This window comes from Citrobacter sp. Cc139, assembly GCF_030334645.1.
Classification (GTDB): Bacteria; Pseudomonadota; Gammaproteobacteria; order Enterobacterales; family Enterobacteriaceae; genus Citrobacter; species Citrobacter werkmanii.
The window spans coordinates 67,932-87,846 of sequence record NZ_JAOWDM010000095.1 but is presented as its reverse complement, the minus strand read 5'-3'; the positions used below and the strand labels follow the sequence as shown (position 1 = coordinate 87,846).

Genomic DNA, 19,915 nt, shown 5'->3' with positions numbered 1-19,915 from the left:
CTCAAGCGTCGAGCCTGAAACCAATAGCAGCCATCGCTAACGTTGTGTCGAGCATACGGTTAGCAAAGCCCCATTCATTATCACACCAGACCAGGGTCTTGATCAGGTGAGCACCACTCACGCGCGTTTGCGTACCATCAACGATGGCGCTGTGCGGGTCATGGTTAAAATCTACAGAGACCAACGGTAATTCCGTATAGTCAACTATACCATGAAATGCACCTTGTGCTGCTTTTTGCAGCAACTGGTTGACTTCGCTGGCTTTTACCGGTTTTTTCACCGTCACGCTTAAGTCGATCGCCGTCACATTTATGGTCGGTACACGCACCGCGATCGCTTCAAAACGATCGTTAAATTGCGGAAAAATTCGCGTAATACCCGCCGCCAGTTTGGTATCAACCGGAATAATTGACTGGCTGGCCGCTCGCGTACGACGCAGGTCAGGATGATAGGCATCAATCACCTGCTGATCGTGCATCGCAGAGTGGATCGTTGTAACGGTACCAGACTCAATACCGTAAGCATCATCCAGCAATTTAATGACGGGAATTATACAATTCGTGGTGCAGGAGGCGTTGGATACAATTCGGTGCTCAGCGCGCAGCTGATCCTGATTAACGCCAAATACAACCGTTGCGTCGATGTCGGGACTGCCAGGATGTGAAAAGAGCACTTTTTTTGCACCGGCGGCAATATGCGCCTCGCCGTGTTCGCGGTTACCGAAGACGCCCGTACAATCCAGCACAACGTCAACACCCAGTTCACGCCATGGCAGCGCGTCGAGCGTTCGCTCATGCAAAATGCGGATCGCGTCATCACCAACGATGAGCTGGTCACGTTCCTGACGAACATCCCAGGCAAAACGCCCATGGCTGGTGTCATATTTCAACAAATGCGCCATGCCTGCAGCATCCGCCAGTTCGTTGATTGCCACCACGGTGATTTCCGCCCGACGCCCGGATTCATACAAAGCACGAACCACGTTGCGTCCGATGCGACCGAAACCATTAATCGCTACGCGTACGGTCATAGGTCTCCTGCAAGGATTTCTCAGAAACGATGTGGCAGACAGAGTAATGCAGCAAATCGCTCAGGGAAACCTTACCTGTCGCAAACTGCGACTAATTGGTTAATTGTCGAACATTTAATCGACTGAAACGCTTCAGCTAGAATAAGCGAAACGCGGAATAAAAGGAATGATTGTCCAGCGACAGAACGCAGTTATCTGACTTGCGTCACATTTTAGCTGGAATAATAGAACGCGCCCATCACGTTTTGAGAATAGCCAAAAAGCCTGGTAAGGGTGGGCTGATACGAAAATGCCCGGGAATTCGCTTCCCGGGCAACTGAGGGATTACGTCATTAATAGTAGAAAATACCGTGGGGAACTGTCAACGATGCCACCAGTGATTTCGCGCCGTCTACAACATGATACACTTTGATGGTGTCATCCTGCTGAACTGAAATGCTGGCATCGGTGATGTACCAAATCCGCTGTGCGCCTAAATAGCTACAGGTCATATGTTCCGCTGAACATTTACCCGTTTTTAAGGTATTTGCTCTGGCTACAAAGGTGTCGTTAAGATAAACATCATACTGTGAGTCAGCATAGCCATCCATATTTAGTTGAATAGTATAGGTAATTCCGTTAGCAGGTGCGATGTAAACAGCTCTTAACTGGGTGCTGGTATCAAGTACCGCATTGCCAAGCATCTCCTGGTTCACTGTTTTTGAGGCGTCAACATACTCCTGTTCGCCATCCTGACGAACGATGGAAACGACATCACCTTCTTTCATCGTCGCATCATTACTGATGATCTTAGCAATCTGACCATCGATTGAAAAAGCCCCGTTTTCGACGATACCCTTATTAATTTTTGCGATAGAAACATTGTTAAGACGCATATCAAAGACGCCGCTTTGGAATTCCGTCACTGGCATCTCCGCATAAATGCCAGGATACACAGTGAACATCGCCGTATCACCATCGTAAGACAATCCTTTCTTAGCGCCACGATCTAAGGAAAGATACGACACAACGTGAGTGCTATCGCTATCATCACCATCGTCATCGCCGTCACCACTATCTGAAGACTTTAATGTAGCAACGATTTTACCCAGCGTGTGATCGCTGGTATCACCGCTGATATCCCAGATGATAGCCCCGCCAATTCCTTGATCTTTAATGTAATTAACCTTATCAGTAATTGAGGCTTCATCATCATAGGTCAGGAATTCTTTGGTTTTTGCGTTATAAAGATAGGGAACGTGAGACTCCGAATCCCAGTACCGCGTGTAGTCCCCGCTGGCAATTTTCTCCTGCAGCACATAGAACGGATTCGTCCCAGTGTACTGATCTTCATCATCCCATGCGCCGTGGACGGTAGCGGTTCCTGCAGCAAAAAGTCCCGGCAAGCCCTTCACGATTTCAGTGGGTTCAACGTTACCCCAACCACGACCGTAGAAAGGAACCCCCATGGTCAGTTTATTTTTAGCCACACCCCAAGTGTTAACATATTCGTTCATTGCCGAAGAGACGTTAAGTTTCTGATCTTCATCCTGACTATTGGCATACAGCGGGGCGTTATGGCCCGTAATGGCATCAAATGCACCGTGAATGTCATACGCCATCACGTTGACAGAATCGAGTAACGGTGCCGTTACCGCCGGATTGATATAGGCCATATTATTATGGTTTACCGTCACGGCAGCGGAGAGTTGATAGTAAATATCGTTTTGCTTGCCCAGTACATCCAGTTTATTACGTAAGCTGGTAATCAAATTGGTGAACTGCGTTTTTTCAACATCGGTATCGGGATATTCCCAGTCGATATCAACCCCATCGAATTGCCATTTTACGACGTAGTCAACAATACTTTGTGCAAGTTTCTCGACACCTTCAGGCGTAGATGTTGCTGATTCAAACACGCCTTCCTCTGAGTTAGTCCACCCACCCACAGAAAGAATATTTTTCACCCCTGCCTGTTTGCTGGCGGTGGCAATTTCTTTCATTAACGTCGGACCTTTCTCTGTATCATGGGTGACCACAACGCCATTTTCTACCACGCCAAAAGCGTAGGTAATATGCGTTATGAGATCCCAGGCGATTTTATCCGTTGTAAAATAGTTATGCGCCGCATAGACTCCCCACTCCGGATAATAACCATAAATTCGCGACTGCTTAGCGACTTTCTCTTTTTGCTGTGTCTGATACTCTTCAGCCTGCTGACCCTGCCACGGCGTAAAATTGTAAGTATCAATAACGTTGGCTTCCAGATTGGTCGCCGCCCCTTTTAACCATACCGAGTTACTGCCAGGAATTTCCCCTGGGTTCGCCCACCATTGGTTGGTCCAGTAATAGCCGTTATAACGTACTTTGGTATTCGGCGTGCCATAGCTTTGCGTTGAATCATACAGTGGCGTCGCCATAACATCGGCAAGTTTGTTGGCGACAACAACCGTTTCTGTGCCGGGAAAATCGTTATTTGTCCCCGCACTGGTTCCATCACTTGTTACAAGCTCCAGCCAACTTTCACCATTGTCAGTGGACCGCATAAGAGAATTACTATACGTGCCTTCAATCTTATTTGTATCGTCATTCGCAGTTAACGCCGCCAGCGCATTTGTAGAGAGCAAACATGCCGACACCGCCATCGCAATTATTGATGGTGATAATTTCATACAATATCCTTATTGGTTTATTGATGATGCTAATGGAAATATATTACTAGTGAACAACTTAATTGAGAGTAACAAAACACATCATTAAAAACCAATGTAGATATTAAGTGAATTACCAAAAGGCATTCATAATATTAATAAAAACAAAAAATAAAAGATATTAATTGAGTATGAATAATATACGAACATTATATTTAAATCCTGCTGGATGAACCGAGCCGGGATTTTGATGCGCACTGGCTGAGTGTTTTTGATAACTGGCTGGCGGTGTGCCGTGCGCGTGGCGCAAGCGTTGTGGCGATCAGTCATGACGCTGCGTTTACGCAGCGTCATTTCTCACGAGTGGTAAGGTTACACAACAAAAATCTCACACAATCCGATATTCACCATCAACCGTCATCTCCAGCATAAAGTCGGCTGGTCGGCTCCCCTCCAGCACCCGACGAACATTCGGTCCGTCGGTACGCTCATAAAACGCCTCAGCGTCAGCTTGCGATAGTCCGCCAGCCAGTTTACGGCCTACCAGTCGCGAACGAAGCGCATTAGCTGGAGCGTGAATAAAAAGCGAGTAATCACAAAATTCGGCTAATGCCCGCCATCTTAGGTCATCGCGCAATAACCAGTTTCCTTCCACAATGACAATCGGCGCAGTCACTTGTATGGCTTCTTCGACCGGATCGTGCTTTTGCCGGTCATACTGCGGCCAGGAACCTTCCCCTACCCTTATCTGGCGCAGATTCTGCGCAAGCTTATCCACATCAAACGTTTCCGGCGCACCTTTGTATGCCCGCAGGTTATGGACCTCCAGCCAGGCGTTGTAGTGATGGAAGCCATCCATTGGCAGCGTCTGGATCTCCGGCAGACCCGGCTCCTGACGGGAGAGATATTCCCAGAAGGTGGTCAGCGTCGATTTACCCGTACCCGGCGGCGCGCTAAGAAAAACAATCGTTAGTCGCTGCGGGTTAGTAGCGTGTATTTTTGCCAACTGCTGTAATAACGGTTTATGAACGTTCTCTATCTCATCATCATGGTAATGTGCTTCAACCTGTAGCCCATTCACCGTTAGTTCGATTTTCACGGCGTTAATTCCTTTAAAATCGCTGTCACTGCCAGCGTCATTGCCGTCTTGACCATTGCGCTAAAGCGCACTTCAGACCACGCTGCAAAGTCGGCGAATTTCATCGACTCCAGCGCACCATAGAGTGTCGCGTTGCGAGTAATACTGTTCACGTTGCTGACAAAATCCCAGGTAATGTCATCGGCAAAACTGGGAATGTTATCCTGCTCGTTCAGGTACTGATAAAACTGAGAAAAATGAGTAATGTCGGCATAAAGCCATTTATCCATTTTTCCCAGCGCATAAATCAGACGTAACGCAACGTCGATATCGTCAAGCGGTCCACTCTGGGCAAGTAACGGCTTCACTGCATATTCCACGATCTCTTCATCGTTATTGACGAACAGCGACGGTAGAAAGCGCTTAATGCCCTGGAGCAAAATGTTATGTGCCGTCGTCATAAACGAGAGTAAATTATTTTGAGCATCCAGTTGCTCAAGCACATCGTCTTCTGTCAGCGTCGTCATTCGTTTCTCGATAAATCACCATGAATGCAGAGAGTCTATTATATTACACGTTCGATCCGCGCCACCGATCAGTAAAGTTTGCGTGCGCACACCATTCGCAACCTGTTGGATCCCTTTAACAAGATCGCCGCCCGTAACACCCGTCGCGCTGAAGAGGATCTTATTTCCCCCTACCAGTTCGTCGAGCGCATAGATACGGTTGATCTCAACGCCCATCTCCGCGCAGCGCTGACGTTCCTGTGTCGCAATCAGACGATTATCGGCGCTATCCCCTTTCGCTTCGCAGAAATCGATTAGCTCAGCCTGCATATCGCCTCCCAGCGCTTTAACCGCACAGGCTGAAATAACGCCTTCAGGTGCCCCGCCAATGGTATACATCAGGTCATAGGGATTCTCTTGCATACAGGCCAGCACGCTGGCAGCCACATCACCATCGGGCAGCGCAAAGACCTTGACGCCTAGTCGTGTCGCCTCGGCAATCGTCGGTTGAAGGCGCGGTTTATCCAGCGTCACCATCCGCAGCCGCTCCAGCGGTTTACCCAACGCCGCAGCCACATTACGTAGATTGTCTGCCAACGGCAGCGCCAGATTAATCGCCCCTTTTGCAAAGCGATTAACAACCAGTTTTTTCATATACATATCAGGAGCGTGTAACAAACTACCGCGGGGGGCAAACGCCATGACCGCCAGCGCATTGCTTTGCCCCATCGCCACCATACGGGTTCCTTCAATGGGATCGACGGCGATATCCACCTCTGGCCCGATGCCATTTCCCACTTCCTCACCAATCCACAGCATCGGGGCGCGATCAATTTCTCCTTCGCCAATGACGATTCGTCCACGAATGGCAGCGCTGTTCAATGCTTCCCGCATTGCCGTCACGGCCAGGCCATCAATCTTGTTTTTATCACCGCACCCGGTTTGCGGCCAAGCCGCCAGCGCGGCCTGCTCAGTAATGCGAAACAGCGGCCATGCCAACGACATCATATCGCCGCCTCCCCAATATCCACGCCAAATTGCGCCAACAGGTATTTTTCCGCTTCTTCATTCCAGATACCATGCGTTTTTTCCACCAGCCTTGCCAGTTCTTTGAAAAGCGGGTCCGTTTTCCCCTTCTCAGCAAAATCCGTTATGGCGGTAAGTGGCATCGTCACACCGTTATAAATCAGCTTTTTACCTCCAGGGATCGCAGGCAAATTCAATACCGTATCCGGTACGGCATCCAGCCCCCCAATATGCGTCACCATAAACGAGGGCTGTAGTTGACCGGTTGCGCTGAGCGCAATGGCCTCTTTCATATCATCCGTTGAACCGCCGGACGTTCCGACAACGTGGGTGCTGTTATAGTGAACGTTATAAAAATTAAACGGCACTTTGAAGTTGCTGTCAGTCGGGCCGGCAAAAAAGTTCAGACAACCATCTTCCGCGAGGAGATCATCTGCCATTTCAATCACCGCTGGCACAGCCGCATACACAAAGACATCATCAAAACCAGTGTCATTGGTTAGGGCGCGCAGCATCGCGGTTGGAGAATCCATGCCGGTAGTGTTCACATAGATAAGCTCAATCCCCTTTTCTGCCGCTAACTCAACCGGCAACAGTTTTTTAGCCTGCGTCAGTCGCGCTTCGTCGATATCCACGACCACCACGCGTGACGGCTGAATATTGCCGTTAATGGCATAATCTATAGCGCCAATCCCCATCGGCCCGGCGCAGGCCAGCAACGCAATGCTGCCTCCCGGCTTAATCCCCATACGATGCTCATACACGTAAGGCGTGGTGTGATAGTTCGCGTTATAAGCGCCAATGATGCAACACATCGGCTCCGCCAGGGACGCTGCGGCGAAATAAGAGCCGTGATACGGTAAAACACAGCCCAGATTAATCGCCACCTCAGGAATAATCATGTAGGTAGCATTGCCACCAAAATATTCGTAGCTGTATCCCGCTGAATAACCGCTTGGCAGCCCCATCGCGGGCTGTAAAACAAAACGTTGACCTTTTTTATATTTATCAGTCAGGTTTTTTCCGACCTCAATAATGATACCTGCACATTCATGGCCGGTAATAACCGGATGATTTTCGAGGTCATCCGGTACGCGTTTATGATCGCTCCCCAATGCAGCAGCTTTCCAGGTTGATAAACAAACGCTATCAGAGATTACGCTTACTAATAATTCATTATCTGTAATTTCAGGAAGTTCAAATTCACGGATACGAATATCCTGCTTGCCATATATGGCAGCAACTTTCGTTTTCATATTCACTCCAAAAATAGAAGAATGTCAGTTCGCCGTAATGCGTTTAAATAAATCGTCTAACAGCGGGTCACCAATATAGTTTTTAATCAACACTAATGGCTTTTCACTTACACGTTTAACACGGTCTTCAAGACTGGCATGGGTGACGATAATATCGGCATCTTGTGGAACGTTCTCTATGGCATAATGCGCCACATTAATATTCAATCCCGCTTTTTCCAGACGTTTACGGAAAGTAGTTGCTCCCATAGCGCTGGAGCCCATTCCAGCATCACAGACAAAAGCAACACGCTTGATATTTTTATAGGAGAATTTACCTTCCTGCTTCATTGCCTTAACAGTTCTGGCAGATTCAGCGAAGTCATCTTCACTTTCTGTTTCGACGTTCTTTTCCATTTTCAGGATTAAAGAAGTGATAACAAAGGTGACAATCGTTCCCGCTGTGACGCCTGCAATGGTCGCGAGGAATGAACCTTTTGGCGTTAATGCCAGGTAAGCGAATATTGATCCTGGACTCGGTCCTGCCACCAACCCACCGTCAAACAGATGGAATACCCACGTCCCGCTCATTCCCCCGGCGATCATGGCAATCAGAGTCAGAGGTTTCATCAGTACATATGGGAAATACAGTTCATGAATCCCCCCCAGGAAATGGATAATCATGGCCCCTGGCGCAGATTTTTTACTCATCCCTTTACCAAAGATGGCAAAGCCAAGTAGCAAACCCAATCCCGGCCCTGGGTTGGAGGCTACCATGAAAAATATCGATTTTCCCGTTTCTGAAGCTTGTTGCATTCCGAGCGGATAATACACACCCTGATCGATGGCATTATTCAGAAAGAGGATTTTCGCAGGCTCGTTAATCACGGATAACAACGGCAGATAACCCGCATGAACCAACGCTTCAATACACTCTTTCACAAAATTATTAGCCACGAGAACCGCCGGGCCAATGACTTCAAAGCCCAGCAAACATAAGAGCATTCCCGCAATGCCAAGGGAGAAGTTATTGATAACCATCTCGAAACCTGCAGGAATGCGTTTCTCCAGCAGACGATCGATATACTTAATCACCCAGCCACCAAGCGGCCCCATCACCATAGCGCCAAGGAACATCGGGATATCAGCGCCCACAATCACGCCGATAGTACCAATCCCGCCCATTACTGCGCCACGTTTCCTACCCACCAAATGTCCACCAGTGGAGCCAATCATGACAGGTAGTAAATAGGTAATCATCGGACCGACAATTTTGGCGAAATGCTCGTTCGGCATCCAACCGGTAGGAATAAACAATGCAGTTATAAAACCCCAGGCAATAAATGCGCCGATGTTGGGAATGACCATCGCAGTCAAAAACCCACCAAAAGCCTGGACTTTGGCACGAGCAGACTTGTTTTCCATAATAATGTCCTGAAAGGAGGCTGTGAATTATGCGTGGGCGATAATATCCGCCAGTTGTTTTTCTGATTTAGCCGTTAACAAAGCAGTTAACGCTTCCTCTTCACATAATAATTCGCTTAAGGCCTGGATAGCGCCAATATGTGAGTCAGCATTTGCCGCCGACAATCCGATTAATAACTTTATACCTTCATCATCATCGGCAAATTTTACTTCCTGTTTAAGAAGCGTTAATGACATCCCGGTTTTTAACGCACCGCATTCTGGTCGAGCATGCGGCATCGCGACGCCAGGTGCCAAAATATAATAAGGGCCATTGCTAATTGTTGATTCCTTAATGGCCTGAACATAGTCCGAATTAACGTAATGGTTAGCCAGCAAAGATGACATAGAAAAATCTATTGCCTCCTGCCAGTTCTTTGCTGAATTTTTTATTGAGATAGATGAGTCTGGAAAGTAATCAATTAGCCGCATACATTTTCCTTATTTTATTTTTAGGGTACGAGTTAGCGTTAAAAATAAAATACTCGTGCGGCAAAGCGAAATCAATCGATAGATAAAAGACACGTAGTGCAAACTACTTTTTTATGAACCCTTTAAAAACAAACTGTTATATAGACAAAAATAAAAAGCAACACCAATAATGTGACTTTCACTGCATATTACGAACATCACTAAATATTGTATTTGTGATAACGATCCACAATTAAGCATTGCACTGACACAAAAAAACATAACCTTGCTAAAAAAAACGGGCCGCCTAAGCGACCCGTTTTCATCTGTAACCGTACTTACAGCAGTTCTTTTGCTTTCGCGACAACGTTGTCTACGGTGAAACCGAACTCTTCAAACAGCAGCTCAGCCGGAGCAGACTCGCCAAAAGTGGTCATGCCGACGATAGCGCCGTTCAGGCCCACGTATTTGAACCAGTAGTCAGCAATCCCCGCTTCGATTGCCACGCGTGCAGAAACGGCTTTCGGCAGTACGGATTCACGGTAAGCGGCATCCTGTTTGTCGAACGCGTCGGTGGACGGCATGGAAACCACGCGCGCCTTCACGCCTTCAGCTGTCAGTTTGTCCCACGCAGCCACAGCCAGCTCAACTTCAGAACCGGTCGCAATGAAGATCAGTTCCGGCTGACCAGCGCAATCTTTCAGCACGTAGCCGCCGCGAGCGATGTTCGCCAGTTGCTCTTCGGTACGTTCCTGCTGTGCCAGGTTCTGACGGGAGAGGATCAGCGCGGTCGGGCCGTCCTGACGCTCAACACCGTATTTCCACGCCACGGCGGATTCAACCTGGTCACACGGACGCCATGTGCTCATGTTTGGCGTCACACGCAGAGACGCAACCTGCTCTACCGGCTGGTGAGTCGGGCCATCTTCGCCCAGACCGATGGAGTCGTGGGTGTAGACCATCACCTGACGCTGTTTCATCAGCGCAGCCATACGCACCGCGTTACGGGCATATTCTACGAACATCAGGAAGGTAGAGGTATACGGCAGGAAACCACCGTGCAGGGAGATACCGTTAGCGATAGCGGTCATACCGAATTCACGCACACCGTAATGGATGTAGTTACCGGCGGTATCTTCGTTGATCGCTTTAGAACCAGACCACAGAGTCAGGTTAGAAGGTGCCAGGTCAGCAGAGCCGCCAAGGAATTCCGGCAGCAGAGGACCGAATGCTTCAATCGCGTTCTGAGACGCTTTACGGCTGGCGATTTTCGCCGGGTTAGCCTGCAGCTTAGCAATGAACTCGTTCGCTTTCGCGTCGAAATCAGCCGGCATGTCACCTTTCATACGACGGGTGAATTCAGCCGCTTCCTGCGGGAAGGCTTTCGCATATGCAGCGAACTTCTCATTCCACGCAGCTTCTTTTGCCTGGCCTGCTTCTTTCGCATCCCACTGGGCATAAATTTCAGACGGGATTTCGAACGGCGCGTATTTCCAGCCCAGCTGTTCGCGGGTCAGTGCGATTTCAGCATCGCCCAACGGCGCACCATGAGAGTCATGGGTACCCGCTTTGTTCGGAGAACCGAAACCGATAATGGTTTTGCACATCAGCAGAGACGGTTTGTCGGTCACTGCGCGCGCTTCTTCAACTGCGCGTTTAATCGCATCAGCATCGTGACCATCAACGCCACGAACCACATGCCAGCCATAAGCTTCGAAACGCTTAGCGGTGTCATCGGTGAACCAGCCTTCAACGTGACCATCGATAGAGATGCCGTTGTCATCGTAGAACGCAACCAGTTTGCCCAGCTTCAGCGTACCAGCCAGAGAACATACCTCGTGAGAGATACCTTCCATCATGCAACCGTCGCCCATGAAAGCGTAGGTGAAGTGATCAACGATGTCATGACCTGGGCGGTTAAACTGCGCCGCCAGCGTTTTTTCAGCGATAGCCATACCGACTGCGTTCGCAATACCCTGGCCCAGAGGACCCGTCGTGGTTTCAACACCAGCGGTGTAACCCACTTCCGGGTGACCCGGCGTTTTGGAATGCAACTGACGGAAATTCTGCAGCTCAGACATCGGCAGGTCATAACCGGTGAGGTGCAGCAGGCTATAAATCAGCATGGAGCCGTGGCCGTTAGACAGCACGAAGCGGTCACGGTCAGCCCAGGACGGGTTAGTCGGGTTGTGGTTCAGGAAATCACGCCACAGGACTTCGGCAATGTCAGCCATACCCATCGGGGCACCCGGGTGACCGGATTTGGCTTTCTGTACTGCGTCCATGCTCAGCGCACGAATAGCATTGGCAAGCTCTTTACGTGAGGACATTTTGACTCCAGATCGGATAATGAAGGCCACGCCCTAAACGACTTGACGACAGCGCGTTTTGGGCTACGCCGGAAAAAAGTGCCAACAATGTAACCCAAGCCGCGTGTCATGTACATGGAGCATCCTTTTACCGCTTCAGAAATCTCTGGATCATGCACGCATGTTGCGCAATCTTCTCGCCCGCTTATTGTTCTTTTCTTTATACTTATGCTGAGCGTCGGTTAACCTGCAAACGACGCATTTTTTAGAATAATCCTGACTTTGTGCGGAAGAGAAAAAATGAAAATTCGCGCTTTACTGCTTGCTACGAGCATGGCGGCGGCATTGACCGGCTGCCAGAACATGGACTCAAACGGACTGCTTTCCTCAGGCGCAGAGGCTTTTCAGGCCTACAGCCTGAGCGATGCTCAGGTAAAAGCGCTGAGCGATCAGGCCTGTAATGATATGGACAGCAAAGCTACCATCGCCCCGGCTGGCAGCGAGTATGCAACGCGTCTTGGCAAAATCGCCTCCGCGCTTGGCGATAACATTAACGGTCAGCCGGTGAACTACAAAGTCTATATGGCGAAAGATGTAAATGCTTTTGCCATGGCGAACGGCTGTATCCGCGTATACAGCGGCCTGATGGATATGATGACGGATAACGAAGTCGAAGCGGTAATCGGCCACGAAATGGGCCACGTCGCGTTGGGTCATGTGAAAAAAGGCATGCAGGTTGCGTTGGGCACGAACGCGGTGCGTGCAGCGGCGGCCTCCGCTGGCGGCATTGTCGGCAGCCTGTCGCAGTCGCAATTGGGCGATCTTGGCGAAAAACTGGTGAACTCACAGTTCTCCCAGCGTCAGGAATCCGAAGCGGATGATTACTCGTATGATTTGTTGCGCAAACGTGGGATCAATCCGGCAGGCTTAGCCACCAGCTTTGAGAAACTGGCAAAACTGGAAGCCGGACGTCAAAGCTCAATGTTTGACGATCACCCGGCATCCGCCGAACGTGCGCAGCATATTCGCGATCGCATGAGCGCGGACGGAATTAAGTAATCTTCAAGCAGTGCCGGATGGCGGCGTGAAGCCTTATCCGGCCTACAGATTTCATCCCATTATCGGACGTAATTGGCGAAGTCAGTTTGGGCCCGGCCAGCGCACAGCCACCGGAGCGTACACGTAGTACGTGAGGATGGCGGGCACTGCCCGGACCCAAAATGACGAGTAAAATAGTCCGACTATTATTCGCCTTTCTTCGCCGCCTGAATATACAGCATTTCTAACGCTAACGTCGCCGCCGCCAGCGCGGTGATCTCAGACTGATCGTAAGCCGGTGCCACTTCCACCACGTCCATCCCCACGATATTCAGATCCTTCAGACCACGTACCAGCTTGATCGCACGATCGGACGTCAGACCACCGATTACCGGCGTACCGGTACCCGGCGCAAACGCAGGATCCAGACAGTCGATATCAAAGGTCAGATACACTGGCATATCACCAACGATCTGTTTCACCTGGGCAATGACGTCGTCTACGCCACGATCGTTCACCTGGCAGGCATCCAGTACGGTAAAGCCATTATCTTTGTCGAACTCAGTGCGGATACCGATCTGTACAGAGTGGTTCGGATCGATCAACCCTTCATTTGGCGCAGTATAGAACATGGTGCCGTGGTCGAATTCGCAGCCGTTAGCGTAGGTGTCGGTGTGGGCATCAAAATGCACCAGCGCCATCTTACCAAAGTGCTTAGCGTGCGCGCGCAGCAGCGGCAGTGTGACGAAGTGGTCGCCACCGAAGGAAAGCATGCGCTTACCTGCAGAAAGCAGTTTCTCTGCGTGTGCCTGCAGTTTCTCACTCATTTCATGGGCATCGCCAAACGCATACACCAGATCGCCGCAGTCCACCACGTTCAGGCGCTCGCGCATATCGAAGTTCCATGGGAAGCGGTTGTGCTCCCACGCCAGGTTGGTAGAAACCTGACGGATTGCTGCCGGGCCATGGCGACCGCCCGCGCGGCCAGACGTTGCCATATCAAACGGTACGCCGGTGATCACCCAGTCGGCGTCGCTATCGTAAGGCATGAAATTCATCGGCAGACGTAAAAAACCAAAGGCGTTAGAAACCAGGGAGTTGTCGTATTGATGACCTAAGGTGCTCATGTGCTGACCTCTTGTAAAATCGGTGAAAAAAAATCCCCTCCGCGTCGTTAAGCCCGACGAGGAAGGGATTGATTTACGTGACTACTTGTATAGGCGAATTATCGCCGTTAATTTGTACGGATTCAAGTGAGCGCCGCAAACGCAGCGCCACCGGGAATTTACCGTTATTCATCTTCCAGATAGGTGTATCCGTACAGTCCTGCTTCAAATTCTTCGAGGAACTGTTGTTGCAACTCGGCGTCCAGATCGGTGTTTTTCACCTGATCACGGAACTGCGTCAGCAGCGTTTTCGGGTCCAACTGCACATACTGCAGCATGTCCGCCACGGTATCGCCTTCATCAGACAGCTCAACTTCCACGCTGCCGTCAGGGAAGACAAACACGTCAACGGCTTCGGTATCGCCGAACAGGTTGTGCATGTTACCAAGGATCTCCTGATACGCGCCGACCATAAAGAAGCCCAGCATCGGCGGGTTCTCCGGATCGTATTCCGGCATCGGCATGGTGGTGGCAATCCCATCCCCGTCAACGTAATGGTCGATAGCACCATCAGAGTCACAGGTAATATCCAGCAGCACCGCGCGGCGCTCAGGCGCCTGGTTCAGCCCTTCCAGCGGCAGCACCGGGAACAGTTGGTCGATCCCCCACGCATCCGGCATTGACTGGAACAGTGAGAAGTTGACGTAAATCTTATCCGCCATCCGCTCCTGCAGCTCATCGATAATCGGGCGGTGCGCGCGGTTGCTCGGATCGAGTTGTTTTTGCACATTATGGCACATGTTCAGATAGAGCTGCTCTGCCCACGCACGTTCCTGCAGGCTAAAGGTGCCAGAAGAGTAGCCAACGTGAATATCGTGCAGGTCCATCTGGCTGTCGTGCAGCCATTCACGCAGCGAACGACGCGTGCCCGGCTCGTGCATCTCCTGCCAGGTTTCCCACATGCTTTGCAGGGAGCGCGGCGCGTTGTCTGCCGGCGGCGTCGCTTCGGTAATTTCGCTACGCTCAACGCCAATGATGTTGGAGACCAGCACGGTATGGTGCGCGGTAACGGCACGACCCGATTCAGTGATCACTGTCGGGTGCGGTAGACCATGCTCTTCACAGGCATCGCCAATCGCCCAGATAATGTTGTTGGCGTATTCGTTCAGGCCGTAGTTTACGGAGCAGTCGGACTGCGAGCGGGTACCTTCATAGTCCACGCCCAGGCCGCCGCCCACGTCGAAGCACTGAATATTCACGCCCAGCTTGTGCAGCTCGACGTAGAAACGGGCCGACTCACGCACGCCGGTGGCGATATCGCGAATGTTCGCCATCTGCGAGCCGAGGTGGAAGTGCAGCAGTTGAATGCTGTCCAGACGGCCGCGCTCACGCAGAATTTCTACCAGTTGCAGTACCTGGTTTGCCGCCAGGCCGAATTTGGATTTTTCACCACCGGAAGACTGCCACTTGCCGGAACCCTGCGACGCCAGACGCGCACGCACGCCCAGACGCGGTACGACATTCAGGCGTTCAGCTTCATCCAGCACGATGGCGATTTCAGACATCTTCTCGATAACCAGATAGACCTTATGGCCCATCTTCTCGCCAATCAGCGCCAGACGGATGTATTCACGGTCTTTATAGCCGTTACAGACGATCACGCTACGGGTCATTCCGGCATGAGCCAGAACGGCCATCAGTTCAGCCTTGGAACCCGCTTCCAGTCCCAACGGTTCGCCAGAGTGGATCAGTGATTCAATCACGCGACGGTGTTGGTTGACCTTGATCGGATAAACGAGGAAATAGTCACCGTTGTAGCCGTAGGATTCACGGGCACGTTTGAACGCGGCGTTAATCGAACGCAGTCGGTGTTGCAGGATCTGCGGGAAGCAGAACAAAGCAGGCAGACGCTGGCCCTGCGCTTCACGGGCTTTCACCAACTCAGCAAGGTCAACACGCGCTTCTGGTACGTCCGGATCCGGGCACACGCTGATGTGACCCAGTTCATTGACGTCATAGTAGTTATTACCCCACCAGGCAATATTGTAAGTACGCAGCATCTTGCTGGCTTCCTCGGAACTCATTGCAACCTCCTGCATGGAGCGTAGTACACCGTGTTCGCCTGCTGACGAAGGCGAACCCAAAGAAATGTCGTCAGACATAGCGAACCTCAAATTTTATTAACAAGTGTAAAACAGTTGACTACTATCGCAATCCAAAGACGCGATAACAACCCAAATACAGGCAGAATTTCCAGCAGATAGTGCTGACGCTCCGACTGTGCGACCGGTTTCTTTTTCATATCATTGTAAACACGTAACCGAACGTACTGCTGACAGTTCGGCGAAACCACGAGAAAACTCTTGTTTACCAAGAGCGCCCTTGTTCAGTTCTTAGTGACCGTTACCGGCTCTTGAGTCCTGAGATACGCCGAGATGGGTATACACTTCATCCTTCATGCAGCCTTTTTGTTGGCTACGCGCATTCGCCCCAGTCACGTACTACTCGTACGTTCAGGGGATTCATTCATTTGCCGCCTCGACGCAGCATAAATGATTTTGTGTATATAACATCGACAGGTATGCAAAACAGAGATGCAGATTGCGGGGGACATATGTACACCAGAACGGTGCGACAGATTCAGCAGAATACAACGGTTCATTATCTCGTATCACCTCCACGGTTGCTCCTCACGGAGAACCCACAAGCCAAAGCTAAAGTTTTAACCCGGCTGGAAGTGGCAACACGATGAAAATGTCGTGTGCTTTTTGTATGAGCCGCGCGCCGCGTTTTATACCGACAACAGTACGAAAAAGCAAAAGATAAATGCACACATTGCCAGCACCGTCAGGAAAAATTTCCAGTTACATTTTCAGTACAATGCGACCTCAATCAAAAAAAGCTGGAAATCAGGCGAAGAACTGTCCTAAAATAGCCGTCCAGATGTTAATCCATCTATACCGATTAACACTCAGACTGCCAGTGTCCGTCATCTGCAGACTCATGGTAGAATCTTCTACACATGGCTATCCCACTCGACAGTTTGAGCTAACCAAATTCTCCTTAGGTGAAATTAAATATGGCAAAACACCTTTTTACGTCCGAGTCCGTATCAGAAGGGCATCCTGACAAAATCGCTGACCAAATCTCTGATGCCGTGCTGGATGCAATCCTGGAACAGGATCCGAAAGCACGCGTTGCCTGCGAAACCTACGTCAAAACCGGTATGGTTTTAGTTGGCGGTGAGATCACCACCAGCGCATGGGTCGATATCGAAGAGATCACCCGTAACACGGTGCGCGAAATTGGCTATGTGCATTCCGACATGGGTTTTGACGCCAACTCTTGTGCGGTACTGAGCGCAATTGGTAAACAGTCTCCGGACATCAACCAGGGCGTTGACCGTGCCGATCCGCTGGAACAGGGCGCGGGCGACCAGGGCCTGATGTTTGGCTACGCCACCAACGAAACCGACGTGCTGATGCCAGCCCCGATTACCTATGCTCACCGTCTGGTGCAGCGTCAGGCTGAAGTGCGTAAAAACGGCACCTTATCCTGGCTGCGCCCGGATGCAAAAAGCCAGGTTACCTTCCAGTATGACGACGGCAAAATCGTCGGTATTGATGCGGTCGTTCTGTCGACTCAGCACTCTGAAGATATCGATCAGAAATCGCTGCAAGAAGCCGTTATGGAAGAGATCATCAAGCCGGTACTGCCGACTGAATGGCTGAATGCTTCGACCAAATTCTTCATCAACCCAACCGGTCGTTTCGTTATCGGCGGCCCAATGGGCGACTGCGGTCTGACCGGTCGTAAGATTATCGTTGATACCTACGGCGGTATGGCTCGTCACGGTGGCGGCGCATTCTCTGGTAAGGATCCGTCTAAAGTTGACCGTTCCGCAGCCTATGCGGCCCGCTACGTCGCGAAAAACATCGTTGCCGCTGGCCTGGCTGACCGTTGTGAGATTCAGGTTTCCTACGCCATCGGCGTGGCTGAACCGACTTCTATCATGGTAGAAACGTTCGGTACCGAAAAAGTGCCTTCAGAACAGTTGACCCTGCTGGTGCGTGAGTTCTTCGACCTGCGCCCGTATGGTCTGATTCAGATGCTGGATCTGCTGCACCCAATCTACAAAGAAACCGCAGCCTATGGTCACTTTGGTCGTGAGCATTTCCCTTGGGAAAAAACCGACAAAGCGCAACTGCTGCGTGACGCTGCCGGACTGAAATAATTCAGTCACGACTGAACGCTTATGCTTCTTAAGACCAGCCTCGGCTGGTCTTTTTTATGCCCATCTCCTCTCTGCCTCCCCTTTCCAGAACAGCGCTATTAATCCTCTTTTTGAACGAAAATGAAAGCGATTACATTAAGCTGTGTTTCCTCCCTCTTCTAATTAACATAACCAGGCCATCTCTTGTGCATCATTGTTACATTACTTTTCAGTATTGTCTTAATTCCAGGCAAATAACTGTATCGTATTCTTATAAAAACCTTATCTTTCAAAGTCATAATTAATAATCACTATGAATGCCAATGTAAGCGATTACACTAATGTGATGTGATTCGCATTTTTTTACCCCGTACTCACCTACCCTTAACATCAACAAAACTAGCTACCCAACCGGAGGGCATCATGCCTGACAATAAAAAAACGGGGCGTTCCAACAAAGCCATGACATTTTTTGTCTGCTTTCTTGCAGCCCTGGCTGGATTACTTTTTGGCCTGGATATCGGTGTTATTGCCGGCGCTTTACCGTTCATCACCGACGAGTTTCAAATTACCCCGCACACTCAGGAATGGGTGGTAAGCTCAATGATGTTTGGTGCGGCTGTAGGCGCTGTCGGCAGCGGCTGGCTCTCCTTCAAACTGGGGCGTAAAAAGAGCCTGATGATTGGCGCGATCCTGTTTGTTGCCGGTTCATTGTTCTCCGCCGCGGCACCAAACGTTGAAGTGCTACTGGTTTCCCGCGTGCTGCTGGGCCTGGCCGTTGGCGTTGCGTCTTATACCGCGCCGCTGTACCTGTCCGAAATCGCACCGGAAAAAATCCGCGGCAGCATGATCTCGATGTATCAGTTGATGATCACCATCGGGATCCTCGGCGCTTACCTCTCCGATACCGCATTCAGTTATAGCGGCGCATGGCGCTGGATGCTGGGCGTAATCATTATCCCTGCTCTGTTACTGCTGATTGGCGTTATCTTCCTGCCGGACAGCCCGCGTTGGTTTGCAGCTAAACGTCGTTTTGTCGATGCCGAGCGCGTTCTGTTGCGTCTGCGTGATACCAGCGCTGAGGCCAAACGCGAACTGGATGAAATTCGTGAGAGTCTGCAGGTTAAACAAAGCGGCTGGGCGCTGTTTAAAGAAAACAGTAACTTCCGTCGTGCAGTGTTCCTTGGCGTGCTGTTACAGGTGATGCAGCAGTTCACCGGAATGAACGTCATTATGTATTACGCGCCAAAAATCTTTGAACTGGCGGGTTATACCAACACCACCGAGCAGATGTGGGGAACGGTTATCGTTGGCCTGACCAACGTGCTGGCAACCTTTATCGCCATTGGTCTGGTTGACCGCTGGGGCCGTAAACCTACGCTGATTCTTGGCTTTATCGTTATGGCGGTGGGTATGGGCGTGCTGGGCACCATGATGCATGTGGGTATCCACTCCGCTGCCGCCCAGTACTTTGCCGTGCTGATGCTGCTGATGTTTATCGTTGGCTTCGCAATGAGCGCCGGTCCGCTGATTTGGGTACTGTGTTCTGAAATTCAGCCGCTGAAAGGCCGCGATTTCGGCATCACCTGCTCTACCGCAACCAACTGGATTGCTAACATGATCGTCGGCGCAACCTTCCTGACGATGCTGAACTCGCTGGGCAGCGCTAACACCTTCTGGGTCTACGGCGGCCTGAACGTCCTGTTCATCTTCCTGACCCTGTGGCTAATCCCGGAAACGAAAAACGTCTCTCTGGAACACATTGAACGTAACCTGATGAAAGGTCGTAAACTGCGCGAAATTGGCGCACACGACTAATCACTCAAGGCTTCCTCCCCAAGCGGGAGGAAGCCTTCCTCTTGCAGTCCC

At 50.5% G+C, this 19,915-nt stretch carries 15 protein-coding genes and 2 pseudogenes; 4 read left to right on the top strand and 13 right to left on the bottom strand.

From position 1 onward, the window contains the following. Position 1: 1 nt before the first annotated feature. Entirely contained in the window at positions 2 to 1,030 is a 1,029-nt protein-coding gene (epd, locus tag OGV69_RS23745) for an erythrose-4-phosphate dehydrogenase (protein WP_038633548.1), read from the bottom strand. 332 nt (positions 1,031 to 1,362) lie between these two features. Then, positions 1,363 to 3,681 (bottom strand): glycoside hydrolase family 18 protein, encoded by a 2,319-nt coding sequence (locus OGV69_RS23740; protein ID WP_069324810.1) that lies wholly within the window; start codon positions 3,679 to 3,681, stop codon positions 1,363 to 1,365. A 198-nt stretch (positions 3,682 to 3,879) separates the two neighbouring features. On the opposite strand from OGV69_RS23740, the pseudogene OGV69_RS23735 reads away from it, so the two are divergent. Beyond that, positions 3,880 to 4,092 (top strand): annotated as a pseudogene (locus OGV69_RS23735) (ABC transporter ATP-binding protein); the annotation flags it as partial. Here OGV69_RS23735 and OGV69_RS23730 read toward each other — a convergent pair. The 7 genes from OGV69_RS23730 to tkt form a co-directional block, all read right to left on the bottom strand. Then, positions 4,049 to 4,759 carry a nucleoside/nucleotide kinase family protein gene (locus OGV69_RS23730; protein ID WP_069324808.1) on the bottom strand — a complete coding sequence of 237 codons (711 nt, stop codon included), beginning with the start codon at positions 4,757 to 4,759 and terminating at the stop codon, positions 4,049 to 4,051. The pseudogene OGV69_RS23735 and the gene OGV69_RS23730 overlap by 44 nt on opposite strands. Beyond that, complete coding sequence (locus tag OGV69_RS23725) at positions 4,756 to 5,265, bottom strand: MltR family transcriptional regulator (RefSeq protein WP_038633553.1); 510 nt, start codon at positions 5,263 to 5,265, stop codon at positions 4,756 to 4,758. Before OGV69_RS23725 ends, OGV69_RS23730 begins: the two co-directional genes overlap by 4 nt. A gap of 15 nt (positions 5,266 to 5,280) precedes the next feature. After that, positions 5,281 to 6,252, bottom strand: coding sequence for a class II fructose-bisphosphatase (glpX, locus tag OGV69_RS23720; protein ID WP_069324807.1), 972 nt, complete (start codon positions 6,250 to 6,252; stop codon positions 5,281 to 5,283). Beyond that, entirely contained in the window at positions 6,249 to 7,526 is a 1,278-nt protein-coding gene (locus OGV69_RS23715) for a zinc-binding dehydrogenase (protein WP_038633560.1), read from the bottom strand. Before OGV69_RS23715 ends, glpX begins: the two co-directional genes overlap by 4 nt. A gap of 24 nt (positions 7,527 to 7,550) precedes the next feature. Next, complete coding sequence (locus tag OGV69_RS23710) at positions 7,551 to 8,930, bottom strand: PTS mannitol transporter subunit IIBC (RefSeq protein ID WP_227408991.1); 1,380 nt, start codon at positions 8,928 to 8,930, stop codon at positions 7,551 to 7,553. Between the two features lie 27 nt (positions 8,931 to 8,957). Further along, positions 8,958 to 9,401: a PTS mannitol transporter subunit IIA gene (gene cmtB / locus OGV69_RS23705; protein ID WP_069324805.1), complete on the bottom strand. Its 444-nt coding sequence runs from the start codon at positions 9,399 to 9,401 to the stop codon at positions 8,958 to 8,960. A 317-nt stretch (positions 9,402 to 9,718) separates the two neighbouring features. Then, positions 9,719 to 11,710 (bottom strand): transketolase, encoded by a 1,992-nt coding sequence (tkt, locus tag OGV69_RS23700; RefSeq protein WP_038633569.1) that lies wholly within the window; start codon positions 11,708 to 11,710, stop codon positions 9,719 to 9,721. 279 nt (positions 11,711 to 11,989) lie between these two features. Here tkt and loiP point away from each other — a divergent pair, with 279 nt between their 5' ends. Further along, the gene (gene loiP, locus OGV69_RS23695) at positions 11,990 to 12,748 is read left to right on the top strand and encodes a metalloprotease LoiP (RefSeq protein ID WP_038633572.1); all 759 of its coding nucleotides are present in this window, start codon (positions 11,990 to 11,992) and stop codon (positions 12,746 to 12,748) included. Positions 12,749 to 12,933: 185 nt separating this feature from the next. On the opposite strand, the gene speB is transcribed toward loiP, so the two are convergent. From speB to yqgG, 4 genes and pseudogenes are all read right to left on the bottom strand, one after another. Then, a complete protein-coding gene (gene speB, locus OGV69_RS23690) occupies positions 12,934 to 13,854 on the bottom strand; it encodes an agmatinase (protein ID WP_069324804.1) in 921 nt (306 codons plus the stop codon). 164 nt (positions 13,855 to 14,018) lie between these two features. Continuing rightward, a complete protein-coding gene (speA, locus tag OGV69_RS23685; RefSeq protein WP_072014782.1) occupies positions 14,019 to 15,995 on the bottom strand; it encodes a biosynthetic arginine decarboxylase in 1,977 nt (658 codons plus the stop codon). Between the two features lie 8 nt (positions 15,996 to 16,003). Next, positions 16,004 to 16,135, bottom strand: a complete 132-nt coding sequence (yqgB, locus tag OGV69_RS23680) for an acid stress response protein YqgB (RefSeq protein ID WP_064507034.1) — start codon at positions 16,133 to 16,135, stop codon at positions 16,004 to 16,006. Between the two features lie 258 nt (positions 16,136 to 16,393). Continuing rightward, positions 16,394 to 16,495, bottom strand: a pseudogene (gene yqgG, locus OGV69_RS23675) (small protein YqgG); the annotation flags it as partial. A 417-nt stretch (positions 16,496 to 16,912) separates the two neighbouring features. On the opposite strand from yqgG, the gene metK reads away from it, so the two are divergent. After that, the gene (gene metK / locus OGV69_RS23670; protein ID WP_006686850.1) at positions 16,913 to 18,067 is read left to right on the top strand and encodes a methionine adenosyltransferase; all 1,155 of its coding nucleotides are present in this window, start codon (positions 16,913 to 16,915) and stop codon (positions 18,065 to 18,067) included. Positions 18,068 to 18,469: 402 nt separating this feature from the next. Then, positions 18,470 to 19,864 carry a galactose/proton symporter gene (gene galP, locus OGV69_RS23665; protein ID WP_069324803.1) on the top strand — a complete coding sequence of 465 codons (1,395 nt, stop codon included), beginning with the start codon at positions 18,470 to 18,472 and terminating at the stop codon, positions 19,862 to 19,864. Positions 19,865 to 19,915: the final 51 nt, after the last annotated feature.